15 protein-coding genes and 1 pseudogene are annotated in these 15,800 nt (G+C 58.3%); all 16 read left to right on the forward strand.

Annotated elements, in window-relative coordinates; translation table 11 throughout:
- Positions 1–16 precede the first annotated feature (16 nt).
- The 16 genes and pseudogenes from hutU to mobH all read left to right on the forward strand — a co-directional run bounded on the left by hutU (position 17) and on the right by mobH (position 15,774).
- Positions 17–1,693 carry a urocanate hydratase gene (gene hutU, locus IOC61_RS03110; RefSeq protein ID WP_195687406.1) on the forward strand — a complete coding sequence of 559 codons (1,677 nt, stop codon included), beginning with the start codon at positions 17–19 and terminating at the stop codon, positions 1,691–1,693.
- Positions 1,694–1,762: 69 nt separating this feature from the next.
- A complete protein-coding gene (locus IOC61_RS03115; protein WP_195687407.1) occupies positions 1,763–2,878 on the forward strand; it encodes a CaiB/BaiF CoA transferase family protein in 1,116 nt (371 codons plus the stop codon).
- A 7-nt stretch (positions 2,879–2,885) separates the two neighbouring features.
- Positions 2,886–4,019, forward strand: coding sequence for an acyl-CoA dehydrogenase family protein (locus tag IOC61_RS03120; RefSeq protein WP_195687408.1), 1,134 nt, complete (start codon positions 2,886–2,888; stop codon positions 4,017–4,019).
- 23 nt (positions 4,020–4,042) lie between these two features.
- Positions 4,043–4,804, forward strand: a complete 762-nt coding sequence (locus tag IOC61_RS03125) for an electron transfer flavoprotein subunit beta/FixA family protein (RefSeq protein ID WP_195687409.1) — start codon at positions 4,043–4,045, stop codon at positions 4,802–4,804.
- 42 nt (positions 4,805–4,846) lie between these two features.
- On the forward strand, positions 4,847–5,773 hold the full coding sequence (locus tag IOC61_RS03130; protein ID WP_195687410.1) for an electron transfer flavoprotein subunit alpha/FixB family protein: 927 nt from the start codon (positions 4,847–4,849) through the stop codon (positions 5,771–5,773).
- A gap of 96 nt (positions 5,774–5,869) precedes the next feature.
- Positions 5,870–7,216 carry a YjiH family protein gene (locus IOC61_RS03135; protein WP_195687411.1) on the forward strand — a complete coding sequence of 449 codons (1,347 nt, stop codon included), beginning with the start codon at positions 5,870–5,872 and terminating at the stop codon, positions 7,214–7,216.
- Positions 7,217–7,504: a DUF6998 domain-containing protein gene (locus tag IOC61_RS17925; protein WP_420706325.1), complete on the forward strand. Its 288-nt coding sequence runs from the start codon at positions 7,217–7,219 to the stop codon at positions 7,502–7,504.
- Positions 7,505–7,821: 317 nt separating this feature from the next.
- The gene (locus tag IOC61_RS03140; RefSeq protein ID WP_195687412.1) at positions 7,822–8,187 is read left to right on the forward strand and encodes a hypothetical protein; all 366 of its coding nucleotides are present in this window, start codon (positions 7,822–7,824) and stop codon (positions 8,185–8,187) included.
- Positions 8,188–8,283: 96 nt separating this feature from the next.
- On the forward strand, positions 8,284–8,493 hold the full coding sequence (locus tag IOC61_RS03145) for a hypothetical protein (protein WP_195687413.1): 210 nt from the start codon (positions 8,284–8,286) through the stop codon (positions 8,491–8,493).
- A 117-nt stretch (positions 8,494–8,610) separates the two neighbouring features.
- Entirely contained in the window at positions 8,611–9,150 is a 540-nt protein-coding gene (gene radC, locus IOC61_RS03150; RefSeq protein ID WP_195687414.1) for a RadC family protein, read from the forward strand.
- Positions 9,151–9,242: 92 nt separating this feature from the next.
- A complete protein-coding gene (locus IOC61_RS03155; RefSeq protein ID WP_195687415.1) occupies positions 9,243–9,839 on the forward strand; it encodes a DUF3275 family protein in 597 nt (198 codons plus the stop codon).
- An 82-nt stretch (positions 9,840–9,921) separates the two neighbouring features.
- Positions 9,922–10,515, forward strand: a complete 594-nt coding sequence (locus tag IOC61_RS03160; RefSeq protein ID WP_229332891.1) for a hypothetical protein — start codon at positions 9,922–9,924, stop codon at positions 10,513–10,515.
- A 68-nt stretch (positions 10,516–10,583) separates the two neighbouring features.
- Positions 10,584–11,693: pseudogene (locus IOC61_RS03165) on the forward strand (DUF6094 domain-containing protein); the annotation flags it as partial.
- A gap of 135 nt (positions 11,694–11,828) precedes the next feature.
- Complete coding sequence (locus IOC61_RS17600; protein ID WP_420706326.1) at positions 11,829–12,086, forward strand: plasmid related protein; 258 nt, start codon at positions 11,829–11,831, stop codon at positions 12,084–12,086.
- 92 nt (positions 12,087–12,178) lie between these two features.
- Entirely contained in the window at positions 12,179–14,443 is a 2,265-nt protein-coding gene (locus IOC61_RS03170; protein WP_195687418.1) for an SNF2-related protein, read from the forward strand.
- Between the two features lie 317 nt (positions 14,444–14,760).
- Positions 14,761–15,774: a MobH family relaxase gene (gene mobH / locus IOC61_RS03175; protein ID WP_195687419.1), complete on the forward strand. Its 1,014-nt coding sequence runs from the start codon at positions 14,761–14,763 to the stop codon at positions 15,772–15,774.
- Positions 15,775–15,800 lie beyond the last annotated feature (26 nt).

The raw sequence follows: 15,800 nt of genomic DNA on the forward strand, positions 1-15,800 counted from the left end.
ACGAGGAAATCGATAAATGAGCATCCAAGACAAACGCCACGACACCAGCCGCAAGATTGCCGCTCCTACCGGTAGCGAGATCAGCTGCAAGAGCTGGCTGACCGAGGCCCCGCTGCGCATGCTGATGAACAACCTGCATCCCGACGTAGCCGAGCGGCCCGAGGATCTGGTGGTGTATGGCGGCATCGGCCGTGCTGCTCGCGACTGGGAGTGCTACGACAAGATCGTCGAGACCCTGCAGCGTCTGGAGGATACCCAGACCCTGCTGGTGCAGTCCGGTAAGCCGGTGGGCGTCTTCGAGACCCACAAGGACGCGCCGCGCGTGTTGATCGCCAACTCCAATCTGGTGCCTGCCTGGGCCAACTGGGAACACTTCAACGAGCTGGACCGCAAGGGCCTGATGATGTACGGCCAGATGACCGCAGGCTCTTGGATCTACATTGCTTCCCAGGGCATCGTTCAGGGCACCTACGAGACCTTTGTCGAGGCCGGTCGCCAGCACTTCGGCGGCGAGCTCAAGGGTCGCTGGATTCTCACCGCCGGCCTTGGTGGCATGGGGGGTGCACAACCGCTGGCGGCCAGTATGGCTGGTGCCTGCTCGCTCAACATCGAGTGCCAGCAGACCAGCATCGACTTCCGCCTGCGTACTCGCTATCTCGACGAGCAGGCCAAAGATCTGGACGACGCCCTGGCCCGCATCGAGAAATACACCAAGGATGGCCAGGCGGTCTCCATCGGCCTGTGTGCCAACGCCGCAGATGTGCTACCGGAACTGGTCAAGCGAGGGGTCAAGCCGGACATGGTCACCGACCAGACCAGTGCCCACGACCCCCTGCATGGCTACCTGCCCTCCGGCTGGAGCTGGGAGGAGTACGTGGCGCGAGGCAAGGCCGAGCCCGAGGCCACCATCAAGGCCGCCAAGCAGTCCATGGCGGTGCATGTTCGGGCGATGCTCGACTTCCAGAAGATGGGCGTGCCGACTTTCGACTACGGCAACAACATCCGCCAAATGGCGATGGAAGAGGGCGTCGAGAATGCCTTCGATTTCCCTGGCTTCGTGCCGGCCTATATCCGTCCGCTATTCTGCCAGGGTATCGGCCCGTTCCGCTGGGCGGCGCTCTCCGGCGACCCCGAAGATATCTACAAGACCGACCAGAAGGTCAAGGAGCTGATTCCCGACGATCCGCACCTACACAACTGGCTCGACATGGCGCGCGAGCGCATCAGCTTCCAGGGCCTGCCGGCACGCATCTGCTGGGTCGGCCTCAAGGACCGCGCCCGCCTGGGCCAGGCCTTCAACGAGATGGTCAAGAACGGCGAGCTAAAGGCGCCCGTGGTCATCGGTCGTGACCACCTGGATTCCGGTTCGGTGGCCAGCCCCAACCGCGAGACCGAGTCGATGATGGACGGCTCTGACGCCGTCTCTGACTGGCCGCTGCTGAATGCCCTGCTCAACACTGCCGGCGGCGCCACATGGGTGTCACTGCATCATGGTGGTGGCGTGGGCATGGGCTACTCCCAGCATGCAGGAGTCGTGATTGTTTGTGATGGCACCGACGATGCCCATGCTCGTCTAGGACGAGTGCTGCGTAATGATCCTGCCACTGGTGTAATGCGCCACGCTGATGCTGGTTACGATATTGCTAAGGATTGCGCCCGTGAAAATGGGCTCGATCTGCCGATGATCAAGTAGTCAATAGATAAAAATACATACAGGCACTCAATATGAGTGCCTGTTATAGAGGCAAAGGAAAAGGTGACTATGCAACCACTACAGGGTGTTACCGTTCTTGACCTTTCGCGCGTTCTAGCCGGCCCTTATTGTACTTCAATGCTGGCCGATTTAGGTGCCGATGTCATAAAGATTGAAACTGAAAGTGGAGATGATAGTCGCAATATTGCACCATTTGTTGAGAATGAGAGTATATATTTTTCAATTATTAATCGGGGGAAGAAGAGCATTTGCTTGAATTTGAAAAACCCCGAAGATCAGGCTCGCTTTGATTCGCTTTGTGAAAAAGCAGATGTGGTTGTGGAAAACTTCCGACCTGGAGTAACCAAGCGGCTGGGTATAGATGAAAAGACGCTTCGTGAACGCTACCCAAGTTTAATCTACTGTTCCATTTCAGGTTTTGGGCAGACAGGACCTATGACTGCCAAGCCAGCGTATGACATCATTGCCCAGGCCTTGTCCGGCCTCATGGCAGCTACAGGCCCTGATGGCGGACCACCGACCCGAATTGGCGAGTCTATGGGGGATGTGTGCGCTGGTATGTTCGCCAGTTGGTCAATTTGTGCGGCCTTGTTCCAACGTGAGCGTGACCCTCATCGTAACGGCTGTTACCTCGACGTATCCATGCTCGATTGTCTGTTCTCCATGCAGGTCACCAATCTCGCTCAGTATGTTGCAAATGACAAGGCGCCTTCGCCTATTGGTAACCGACATCCTCTCTCCGCTCCTTTCGATAGCTTCCAGGCAAGCGACGGAAAAGTGATTGTTGCCGTCATTACAAACAGCTTGTTTAAACGTCTAATCGAATGTATGGAGATGCATGAATTAAGTAGCGACGAACGGTTCACTAGTGACGAGCAACGCTGCCTTCATCAGGGAGAGCTTAAAGCTATTATTGAGGGCTGGACTAGCAAGTACACGGTAAAAGAGGTGTGCGAGAAGCTTGATAACGCCGGTGTGCCTGCTTCACCAATTTGGGATATTAAACAACTCTCACAATCCGAACATGCTAAAGAACGCGGGTTGCTTCTGAATATGGGCAGCTGGCGGTCTCCAGCTCAGCCTGTCTATTTTAACGGGAAGAAAGTCGCCAACAATCAACCCGCGCCGAAGCTTGGGCAGCACGATAATTTAATTAAGAGGTAACTGTGTCATGAATTTTACGTTCACTGATGACGAAATTGCGTTCCAGGATGCCGCCAAGAAGGTCTCAGCCGAGGTGCTGAAAAATAACGCTAAGCACTATGACGAAACTCGAGAGTTCTGTTCTGATAGTCTAAAGGCTCTGGGGGAGCTCGGGTTTTGGGGGATGAATCTTCCGTCTGAATATGACGGTGTCGATATCAGTAGCATTGGTATGACGCTGGCCGTCGAGGAAGTCGCCTACTATTGTGCTGCCACTTGCTCCTCATTGACTGCCCACTTCTTGTCTACCGACTCTATCCTGATAGGTGGTACCAAACAGCAGAAGCAGGACTTTCTGCCACGCTGTGCTGCCGGAGAGCTACTCGGTGCTTTCGCTTTGACCGAACCCGGCGCCGGCTCCAATCCGGCTGAGATGCGCACCAAGGCAACACGAACTGAAGAAGGCTGGCATCTTACAGGCACCAAGCACTACATCACTAATGGTGCCTATGCTGACTTCCTGGTTGTTTATGCCAAAACGGATCCAGAGGCTGGTCATAAAGGTATTTCGGCATTTCTGATTGAACGTGGCACCGAAGGCATTGAGTATGCAAGTCCTGAAAAGACACTCGGACTACGTGGCAGTCATATTTATGAAATAAGCTTTGATTGCGTCGTGCCTGAAAGCGCTCTCCTGGGAGAGGAAGGGGCTGGCTTTTCCACTGCTATGGAGGTTCTGGATCGTGGACGTGTGGAAATAGCCGCCATGAGCTTGGGTATCGCACGAGCAGCATATGACGATAGCTTGGCATGGTCAAAAGATCGAGTTGTAAGTGGTAAGCCCTTGTGTAGACACCAGGGTATTCAATGGAAGTTGGCTGAAATGCACACTCAATTGGAAGCAGCGAAAATGGTCACCTACAAGGCAGCTGATTCGCGAGACTCGGATCGGCGCTTTAGCGTGGAATCTGCTGTTGCTAAGCTATTTGCTTCCGAAGCAGCGGCCATGATTACAGATAATGCTGTACAGATTCATGGTGGCTACGGCTATAGCAGTGATCTCCCTATAGAGCGTTACTACCGAGATGCCCGTATCACACGAATTTTCGAAGGTACTTCGGAAATTCAGAAACTAATCATAGGTCGTGCCATTACTTCTTAATAGGCCAGCCCGGAGCTACAGCTATGAAAGTACTCGTCGCGGTCAAACGCGTTATCGACTACAACGTCAAGATCCGTGTCAAGCCGGATAACTCCGACGTCGATCTCACCAACGTCAAGATGGCCATGAACCCCTTCTGCGAGATCGCGGTGGAAGAGGCGGTGCGTCTGAAGGAGAAGGGTGTAGCCACCGAGGTGGTCGCCGTCACCGTAGGCCCCAAGGCCGCGCAGGAGCAGCTGCGTACTGCCCTGGCGCTGGGGGCCGACCGCGCCATTCATGTCGAGAGCGACGAGCGCGTCGAGTCGCTGGGTGCCGCCAAGGCGCTGGCCAAGCTGGTCGAGGAGGAGCAGCCGGGCCTGGTCATCCTCGGCAAGCAGGCCATCGACACCGATAACAACCAGACCGGCCAGATGCTCGCCGCGCTGACCGGCCTGCCCCAGGGCACCTTCGCCTCCGAAGTGGTTGTCAGCGGTGACGGGACCGATGGAAAGGTGCAGGTGACCCGCGAGATCGACGGCGGCCTGCAGACCGTGGAGCTGACCCTGCCGGTCATCGTCACCACCGATCTGCGCCTGAACGAGCCGCGCTACGCCAAGCTGCCCGACATCATGAAGGCCAAGAAGAAGCCGCTGGATGTCAAGAGCCCGGCGGACCTCGGCGTCGAGGTGGCCAGCAAAACCCAGCTGCTCAAAGTCGAGCCGCCGGCCGAGCGACAGGGCGGCGTCAAGGTGAGCTCCGTGGATGAGCTGGTCGACAAACTCAAGAACGAAGCCAAGGTTCTTTGAACATAACGTTTTGAAAACAGTTCTTTGAAAGGAGCGGAGCTAATGAGCATCCTGGTACTCGCCGAACACCATGACGGTGCCCTGGTCGGCGCCACGGCCCATGTGGTCGCGGCCGCACAGGCCATCGAGGAAGAGATCGATGTGCTGGTGGCGGGCGAGGGCGTCAGCGCCGTCGCCGACGCCGCGGCCAAGCTCGATGGCGTCAGCAAGGTGCGCGTGGCCGACAACGCGGTCTATGCCCACCAGCTGGCCGAGCCGATGTCGGCGCTGATCGCCGAGCTTGCCGACGACTACAGCCACGTGCTGGCTGCGGCGTCCACCACCGGCAAGAACGTGCTGCCGCGCGTCGCCGCACTCAAGGACGTGGCGCAGATCTCCGAGATCATCGCGGTGGAGTCGCCGAATACCTTCAAGCGTCCCATCTATGCCGGTAATGCCATCGCTACCGTGAAGAGCGACGACGCTCTGAAGGTCATCACGGTGCGCGCCACGGGCTTCGATGCGGTAGCGGAAGGCGGCGCCGCCGACGTGGAAGCGGTGGACGTCGTCGTCGACAACACCCAGTCCACCTTAGTCAAGGAAGTGCTGGCCGAGTCCGACCGCCCGGAGCTGGGCGCCGCCAAGGTGGTCGTGTCCGGCGGTCGCGGCATGGGCAACGGCGAGAATTTCAAGCTGCTCGAGGGCATCGCCGACAAGCTGGGCGCCGCCGTGGGTGCCTCGCGCGCCGCCGTGGACGCTGGCTTCGTGCCTAACGACATGCAGGTGGGCCAGACCGGCAAGATCGTCGCCCCGGACCTCTATATCGCAGTGGGCATCAGCGGGGCCATCCAGCACCTGGCCGGCATGAAGGACTCCAAGGTGATCGTGGCGATCAACAAGGACGAGGAGGCACCGATCTTTCAGGTGGCGGACTATGGACTAGTGTCAGATTTGTTTGAGGCACTGCCTGAAATAGATTCCTTTTTATAGAGATTTCTATGTAGGAATATCTTGCATAGAGAGCCTAGAGGGGGTCTTAAGAGTGAAAATTAGAATCATAATATAATGCTCAGCATGGAGCCTATAATGTATAGATCAGATGCTTCAAAGTCTAAGATAAAGATGTCGGGTGGAGTAAAGGCATTCGTTGGTAGCTTGCTTGGGCTTTTTGTATTCTTTTTCCCTGTTCCGGGAGAAGATGCGTCTAAAATACCATTGGTCATTATGATTGACGGTGCGAAGTCTTGGCTAGGCGACGCGGTAAATTATTTGACTCTTGGTGTAATAGCGCTACTGTTAATTACTTGGGTTTTTTCTTTCTTTACTAGAAGTGATCGTATACGCTCCTACCATAGTAAGGATGGGGTTTTTAGCGGGGTGGCGTTTTTATTGGCTACTGTTTTTGCTTTTTTAATAACATTTGGTATTGGCCCAGATTGGTTGCTGGATGACGATGTTGGCGGATTGTCGCTATACTTAGGAGGGAGTGTATTTTTAACAGTAACAATTGCTGGGCTTTTTGTTATACTTCTTACTGAGTTTGGGTTCCTTGAGTTTGTTGGAACCTTGCTTGAGCCCTTGATGCGACCGGTTTTTCGACTTCCAGGAAAGTCTGCTGTTGACGCGGTAGCATCATTTGTTGCGGCACCAGCAGTTGGTATTTTTGTAACCAACAAGCTATATGAGACAGGACATTATAATCAGAGGGAAGCAGCAAGCATAGCTACTAGTTTTAGTATTTGCAGCTTGGGGTTTTTTGCGCTCCTAGCATCAATAGGGGGAATTATGAGCTACCTTCCCCATATGATTATTAGTTCGTTTTTCATTAATTTCTTTTTGGCGGCAATTATGGTGAGGATTCCGCCCCTTTCCAGAAAGTCGGATATCTACTATGAAGGAGGGAAGGAAGTAAACGATAGCTATAACCCTGAAGAGTCTGGGGGTATACTTTCAAGAGCTTTGAATGCTGCTGCTGAAAGAGCATCAAAAACACAATCAAAAGATATTTATTCAGGGGTTTGGGGAGCAGTAACGTTTGCACAGAAAATTGTTGCCTTCATTCTTTCGATTGCAACGATATCACTTCTTTTGGCAACGTATACGCCGGTTTTTGACTATCTTGGTATTTTAGTTGAGCCTTTGATAAAGCTGATGCAACTTCCAGATGCATCCGCAATTGCCCCGACCGTTCTAGTCTCTATCGCTGAGATAGCTTTGCCAGCTATAATTATTGCTGGTGCAGATGTTTCTCCGATGGCTGTGTTCTTTGTTTGCACTCTATCTACAGTGCAGATTATATTCTTTACTGAAAGTGCCAATGCAATGTTGGAGTCAAGTATCCCATTAACAGTTTCAAATTTGATAGTGATTTTTTTGATCAGAACTGTAATTGCAATTCCATTGGTTGCACTTGTAACTCACATGATTTTTTAAATGCCTTCCCTCCTTCCTGGCTTTCTTGGGGGGAGGGGGCCCTACTGTCACGGTGGCCGAGTCGCGTTGAGGAGCTGCCCTGAGCATCTTCTGGTGCTGAAGTTGGATCGGCAGGGAAACTTTACGGAGGCCTACAACGGCCCGGGCGAGCTGGTGTGGCAAGCGCTGGCCGATAAGCCGCTGTCCAGCAACGGACAGTACCAGGTGTCCTTGGTCCGGCTTGCGAAGCTGATGCGGAGCGTGGCGCCTGAAGCACGCCTACCGATGGTCGTGTCGATTGATGAGTAGCCCGTGCTTTCGAGTGTGACGGGCTTGCTTGACTCCCCTGACTCGTGTCGTAAGCTCAACGATGCAAGCGCCGCCTATGGCGGCCCGGTGGTCTCGACCGGCACCAACCGAGACACCCCGGCACCCAGGCGTTTCAAGGGTGCGCCGCTTGGCGGTACGCCACCTCCCAAGGCCTCGCGCATCCCGAAACGAGGCCGCCCACCCGGGCTGGATGCAGCACGTCTTCCTCGGCACTTTTGTGCCATCACCCACCAGGGGATCACATTCCCCGGTGGGGAAGGTGTGTCCCCTGTGTGCATTACCACAGGAGATCCACCATGAAATCCTACGACATGACGTCTCTGGCTCGTGAGCAAGGTTTTGTGGGCAAGGTCCGCATCAGCGAACGAGTTATGGATGACTGGATATACGTCGCAGCGCAGGTGGTATCGGACTATGGGATCACTCCCATCGAACGATTACAGCTGCTGCTTCAGGACGTAGCCTATCAGCTGAGCCAGTACCCCGGAGGAACCCAGGCGGTACGGCTGACCCACTATCGTATCCCGCCTAGCGGGAGCTCCAATCAGCCTCTGGCCCTCGAGCTTGAGGCATTGGTCGTGCAAGGCGACCGTCAGCATGGTGACTATCTGCTGGTGGCTCGGCACGACGAACTGAACTATTCGCTGCTCGCCGCGGCGTAACTCATCTTTCCTTCCGGCGACAGCCGTTAACCAACCCGCCATGGGGACTTGCTCCCGGGTGGGGCAGGCCTATGGCACGTGACAAGGAGCTCTGTCATGCAGCAATACGCATTCGGCAAGCTTGCCATGGCCATTAGCGGTCAGCGCTTACCCGTGAGGGTCATGCGCAGCGCCGCCGGCTATTACCTCGGTACCCAGAGCGATCTGGGGCCTGTCTCCCGTGAGTCGGTTGAATACTGGCCCACGGAGGTCCAGGCAGCGTCCGCGCTGTCGAATGGTGAGTGGAGCCAGCGACTGGTCCCCTGACGCGGACTCATCTCACCCTGCCCGCCTCCCTTGGCGGCAGCCTCACCTCACAACCCACCCCGACCGGGACATCGCTCCCGGAGGGGGCGGTCTCGGTCATGTCCGGAGGTACTGGTCATGACACACACCTCAGCAGCTGCCATCCCGGCAGATTCTCGCTATTCCTCATCCAACGCGTCTCAGCTGTTTGTGCGCGACAGCGACGGCAACTACCTGGCGGCTCCCGATGATCGCGTCATCGATGCGGCGCGTCAGGTGGTGGAGCGATCCGTTGCCAAGGGCATGAAGCTCAATACGCCCAATCGGGTGCGTGAGTTTCTGTGGCTCAAGCTGGCCGGCTACGACCATGAGGTATTCGGTGCCATCTTTCTGGACACCCAGCACCGCGTGATCGAGTTCAGCGAGCTGTTCCACGGCACCCTCGACTCCGCCTCGGTCTATCCGCGGGAGGTGGTGAAGGCGGCGTTACATCACAACGCCGGTGCGGTGATCTTCACCCACAACCATCCCAGCGGGGAGCCCGATCCGAGCGATGCGGACCGACGTATCACCCAGCGCCTCCAGGAGGCACTGGGCCTGATCGAGGTTCGCGTGCTCGACCATATCGTGGTCGGCGGTTCGGACTCGGTCTCCTTCGCGGAGCGGGGCTATCTCTGACACCTCGGGCTGTTGCCCGAGTCCCCTGGACGGGTGCTGGCATTGCCGGCCTCGTCCACTCTATTCCCATCCTGTCGAACAGGAGTCTGGTGATGATCAAGATCCCCGGACGGCTCACCGTCCGCACCATTCATGGGCGCAACGGACCCTTCAACGTGGGTCGGTTGGCGGCATCGATCGGCGAGTTCGTCATCAAGGATCCTCAGCTGGACCAGTTCAGCGAAGGGGTGTTTGAGGGCGAGTTTTTGCTGCTCGAGATCCGTCCGGCGAGTTACTTCGCCGGTGGTCGGCTGGTCGTGGAGGTGCGTGCCAAGGTCGGCGAAATGCTGCTGACCGAGGACGGCATGCTGGTGACTCAGCATGGACCGCGCTTCGACTCCGCGGAGATGGACCCGCTGGAAGAGGAGGGCGTGCCTGCGTCGTTAAACTCATCCATGCCTGAGCCAGAAGAGCCAGCGCCCCAGGTTGCAGCAGGCGAGGCACTGGAGCCGCATGCTCCAAATGTTCCAGCTAATGGCCAGGAGGCCAATCCCGACGCCGAGCTCTTCGGGCTGCTATGGCCCCTGGGACAGAGCGTCAAGCTCGATCCCAGCGTGGACCGAGCGCTGTTCCGTCACCAGGTGAGTCGACTTAAGGAGTTGGGTTACCGATTCCAGGCGCCGACGCAGACCTGGCACACCGCTGCCTGAGGCAGCCACTCCCCACCGGGACATCTCGATGCCCTGGGCTCGGGATGACCCCATCGACCCTTGTTAACCGATGGAGACCATCATGTCCGAGCTCTACACCCTCGATGAGTGCCTGGACCTTTATGCCGATGCATTCTGCATTGGTCGCAACCGAGAGTGCCTGTTTCTGTCCCTATGGGGACGGGATACGGCCCTCCAGGAGCTACTGGCCAGGCTGACGCTGCCAACGGCAGACAACGGCCTGGATACCCTGCATCTCTGCCAGGACGACACTCGTCACGCCATGGTCTTTGGTGACATGGACCGCTACTCGCGGCGTTCCGCCCGGCTGCGCCAGACGCGCTTCGGCACCCTGGTGCATGTGTGGATCTTCGATCAGCGCTGCATCACGCCGGATCGCGTCAATCTTCATGGCATCGCCTTGCTCGACGATGTAGAGGGCGCCTTCCCGATCGATGACCAGTTGTGGCCTCGTGTGCAGGAGCTTAGCCCGCTGCCGCTGCTGGATCATTGGCAGATGGCTGTGATGACGCTGCTGCATACCCAGCATGCGGTACTGCCGGCCCCTTTCTCACAGGGGCCAATCCAGGCCTGGGAGATCTCCCTCGATGAGAGCGACCTGGCCCCGCGCCTCAGCGGCATGATCCGCGCCGGCGTACTCACCCCCGAGCCCTGAGCTCTCGTTCCACTGCGGTGCGGTCGTCCTGGCCGCACCTACCATACTCAACCGACAGGAGGTGTCGCATGGCACTGATGTTTCAGCGCATTGCGCGCAACTTCGCCAGGAATGGCTACTTCCCCACGGACGAAGCGTCGCTCGAGAGGGTGCTTCAGGCGCTCAGCCCGGCGTGCACCGGCCGGATGAGAGTGCTCGACCCCTGTGCGGGGGAGGGCGCTGCCATTGCCGAGCTCGCGCACCACCTGGGGCGAGAGCGTGTCCAGGCCTGCGGGGTGGAGTACCACGCCGAACGGGCCGCCTCGATGTATGGCCTGGTCGACATGGGCCTGCAGGGCGACCTGATGGACACGGTGATTTCACCGCGCAGCATGGGCTGCCTGTGGCTAAACCCGCCCTATGGCGACCTGCTGGCCGACCACGCCGGCTATGACCTCTACCAGGGCAAGGGTCGCAGGCGCCTGGAGAAACTGTTCTACCAGCGCACCGTTGGCACCCTGCAGGTCGGGGGTGTGCTGGTGTTGATCGTGCCCGACTACGCCCTGGACAAGGAGCTTACCGGTTGGCTGGTCAACCACTTCACCGAGCTGCGAGTTTTCCGGGCCGCCGTGGATGACTTCCAGCAGGTGGTGATACTCGGCCACCGGGTGCGCCGCCGTGAGGTGGAGCGCAGTCAGGAGGCCAAGGCCATGCGTGCCCAGTTGCTGAGCGTGGGGAGCAAGGAAGTCATGCCCGAGGTGATCCCGGAGGTGTGGCCCTTCGAACCCTACGTGGTGCCAGCGGCTCAGGGCGAGCTACGTCATTTCTACCGGGTGTCGCTCGATGCCGAGCAAATGGGCGACGAAGTCAGGCGGCTGCAGGGTCTGTGGCCCGAGGTGGGCAGCGTGTTTGGGAAGACCGGCCTTTCGTCGCGTCCCCCGGTGCGTCGACTCTCCTCTTGGCATCTGGCCCTGTCGCTGGCGGCCGGGGCCATTTCCGGCGTGGTCACAGCGCCCAATGGTCGCTGCCTGGTGGTCAAGGGCAACACCCACAAGGATAAGGTTGCCAAGACCGAGTTCACCGAGCGGGAGGATGGCTCCATCACCGAGACCCGCGTGCTCACCGACCGCTTTGTGCCGGTGATCCGCGCCTGGGAGATGACGCCTGACTCGCCTCACTGTGGACAGCTGTTGACCATCACCTCGGCGCCGGCGGCCAACGACGGCGAGCCGGAGGCGGGTGGCCAGGGCGCAGAGGCCGAATCGGGCGATGCGCCCGAACCACTCAACCGGGTCGCCGAGCGGGCCGCAAGGCCGAATCCACGCCGCTTCGATATGGGGCGCGTGGTGATGACCCGGGCGGTCAACGAGCTGGTGGAGCGAGGCGAGGTATCGCCCATGGCACTGCTCCGACGACATGTCACCGGCGACTGGGGTGACGTGCCTGAGGAGGACCACCAGAGCAACGAGCAGGCCCTGATCCACGGTGACAGACTGCTCTCGTCGTACCGGATTCGTGAGTCGCTCACGGTCTGGATCATTACCGAAGCGGACAGAAGCGCCACCACGCTGCTGCTGCCAGAGGACTACTAACCGGCGCCCAGGGCGCCATTCCCCACGGCGGGCCTTTCCAACCCGCCCGGGGGGAGAGTGCCCGCCGTTTTCTTGTGCACAAGGAGACGGACATGAATAATATCACTCAACTGCCGGCATCAGCCGGCTTAGCGCAGTCTGATGAGGTTTTCGGGCCTCAGGTGGACCTCAACGCCTTCGTGGAAGAGTTTGGCGATGGCCTGCTGGCCTCGCTCAATCGCTCTCATCCCCCGGTCTATGACGGCGAGGCCAACCCTCGTCGCCAGGCCGTCATGGCGGCTCTCAAGCGGGCGCCTTTCCCCGAGCAGGCCGAGGTGGTGCAAGCCATCTCGGCACTACTGCTCGATCGGCACGAGCCGGCGGGCATCATCAATGCCGAGATGGGTACCGGCAAGACCATGATGGCCATCGCCACCGCGGCGGTCTGTCACGATGAAGGCTACCGGCGCTTCCTGGTGATTGCACCGCCCCACCTGGTCTATAAGTGGCGGCGGGAGATTCTGGAGACTGTCGACCAGGCCCGAGTCTGGGTGCTCAACGGCCCGGACACCCTGGCCAAGTTGCTCAAGCTCCGTGAGGCCCTGGGCCAGCCATCCGATGGACGGCCGGAGTTCTTCATCCTGGGACGAGTGCGCATGCGCATGGGCTTTCACTGGCGACCCGCCGCGGCACGCAAGCGCGTACCCGGTGGCGAGCTGGCGGCCTGCCCTCGGTGTGGTGGCACGGTGATCGACGGCGACAACGAAGTGGTATCGCTGTCGCAGTTTCTCCGCGAGGAGAAGCGCCACAAGTGCCGGCACTGTCACAGCCCTCTCTGGACGCTGATGCGGCCACAGCGGGCGACGGGTAGCCTGCAGCGTGACCTGGTCCTCAAGGCGCTGCGCAAGCTGCCCACCATCGGCAAGGTCTCCTCGGAGCGCCTGGTCCAGCTGTTCGGCGAGGAGTTCCTGGCCACGCTGCTGGGTGACAACATCCATGAGTTCATCAACCTTATGGATGAGAACGGGGAGCTGGTGTTCTCCGACCGACAGGCGGCCCGGATGGAGAGGGCCATGGCCAGCATGGAGTTCGGCTTCGGCGAAGGAGGCTATCAGCCGACCGAGTTCATCAAGCGGCACCTGCCGGATCATACCTTCGATCTGCTGATCGTGGACGAGGGGCATGAGTACAAGAACGCCGGCTCGGCCCAGGGTCAGGCCATGGGCGTGCTGGCGGCCAAGGCGCGCAAGTCGCTGCTGCTGACCGGTACCCTGATGGGCGGCTACGCCGATGACCTGTTCTACCTGCTGTTCCGCATCCTCACGACGAAGATGATCGAAGACGGCTATCGCCCCAATGCACGGGGATCGATGGGGCCCGCGGCCATGTCGTTCCTGCGTGACCATGGGGTACTGAAGGACATCTACACCGAGCGCGATGGCGACTCGCACAAGACAGCCCGCGGCAAGAAGCTGTCCGTGCGCACCGTCAAAGCCCCGGGTTTCGGCCCCAAGGGGATCATGCGCTACGTGTTGCCCTTCACGGTCTTCCTAAAGCTCAAGGATATCGGTGGCAACGTGCTGCCGCCCTACGATGAGGACTTCATCGAGGTGCCGATGGACGACGAGCAGGCCTTCGCCTACAGGCGGCTCGAAGGTCAACTGACCACCGAGCTCCGACAGGCGCTGGCACGCAAGGACACCACTCTGCTGGGGGTGGTGCTCAACGCGCTGCTGGCTTGGCCGGACTGCTGCTTCCGACCGGAGACGGTCAAGCATCCGCGTTCAGGCAGTCTGCTGGCGTTCGTGAAGACGATTTTCGGCGAGCAGCAGCCGATGCCCAAGGAGCGTGAACTGGTGGAGATTTGCCGGCGCGAGAAGGCCGAGGGTCGCAGAGTGCTGGTCTACACGACCTACACCGGCAAGCGCGATACCAGCAGCCGACTCAAGGCGGTGCTCACCCAGGCCGACTTCAAGGTCGCGGTGCTGCGCTCCTCTGTGGAGACCCAGCGACGCGAGGACTGGATTGCTGATCGGGTCGACCGTGGTGTCGAGGTGCTGATCACCAATCCGGACCTGGTGAAAACCGGGCTCGATCTGCTGGGCTTTCCCACCATCGTCTTCATGCAAACGGGATGGAACGTCTACACCCTGCAGCAGGCCGCCCGCCGCTCCTGGCGGATCGGCCAGCGGCAGCCGGTGAGAGTGCTGTATCTTGGCTATGCCGGATCGTCACAGATCGCCTGTCTGTCACTGATGGCCAAGAAGATCGCTGTGGCCCAGAGCACGTCGGGAGACGTGCCAGAATCGGGCCTGGATGCCCTCAATACGGATGGAGACTCCGTGGAGATGGCACTGGCCAGGCAGCTGGTGACCTGAGTTAACCCAACCCATACCCCCTCTTCGGAGGGGGTAGTTCTATTAGATTGGTAAGGCGTTGCCTGTAAATGCGGCTTTAGTTGTAAGCATTGTCGGCATAAAAATAAGATTTTTCTTAGTTAATATGTGCTCATATTCCTGTCGTAATAATTTCTCTGCTAAATAAAATCATGCTTTCTTTGGGTCGATTCCCACAGAAATCACGCTAGGGCAAGGAGTGTTCTGGCGTAAACCCGCCTCATCGCAATTAACGTTTCTTCTGGTGCTCCTCAGGGAGCATTGCTGTGATGCATGGACTGCATCCACAGGAGCGAAAATTGCAGATTCTCAAATTTTTACGCGGCCGCTGTAATGTGACCGTCAGTGACAGCGTCCAGGATGACGTCGACTGGGAAGTTCCGCGCACCGGTGCGCAGCTGCTGGCAACGCCCTATCGGCAGCAGCTGCTCAAGGCGGTCCAGGAAAGTACCTCGCTGACAGCTCCTGTCTTCGAAGCTTACGTAAAAGAGCCTCTGCAACGATACGCTGAGCGGGTTCAGTTGCTGCCTGCCTCGGAGTCTCACCACCATAGCTACCCTGGTGGGATGCTGGATCATGGCCTCGAAACCTGTGTGTTTGGCCTGAGGCTACGGCGACAGCACCTGCTCCCACCAAATGAATCGCCTGAAAGACAGTCCTCCACCGGAGAGTTGTGGAGCGTGGCGGTCATCTATGCCTGCCTGCTGCATGATATTGCCAAGATTATCGTCGACATCGACATATATCTGAAGTCCGGGCGTAGGTGGTGCCTTTGGGAAGGTACTATTCCCGATCAGTATCGCGTTAGATATATCAAGGGTCGCGACTACTTTCTTCACGCTGCGGCTAATCCACTCCTGTGCAAGGAAGTGGTGGGTAATGCCGGGCTCGAGTGGCTGAAGAGCCAGCCGGATCTTTTTGGTCTGGTGATGTACTCCATCAGTGGTCACTCAGAACGCTCCGGGGTTATTGGTGAAATTGTCAGTCAGGCTGATAGGGCCAGCGTCGCCAAATCTCTGGGTGGCAAAGTCTCCAGTATTGAGAAAGCACCCAGGGAGTCTCTGCAGAGCAAGCTGAAAGTTGCTATTCGCCATATCGTTACGGAAAAGATTCGGCTTAATGAAAAAGGGGCTCAGGGTTTTGTCACCCATGAAGCACTTTGGCTGGTAACGCCGCTGGTACCTAGAGAAATAAAGAGCTATCTGCTTACCGGAACCTGTCAACCTGATTCGGACAGATCGTTAAAAATTAGTGTCGATTTCGTCGCGGTGGCACCTGCCGCCGATAGCGTCGGGAAGTTCACCACGCTGTAGGGGGCCGGGTCGTCGTCATCGGGCTG

The sequence above is a fragment of the Halomonas sp. KAO genome (assembly GCF_015595025.1).
Taxonomy (GTDB): domain Bacteria; phylum Pseudomonadota; class Gammaproteobacteria; order Pseudomonadales; family Halomonadaceae; genus Halomonas.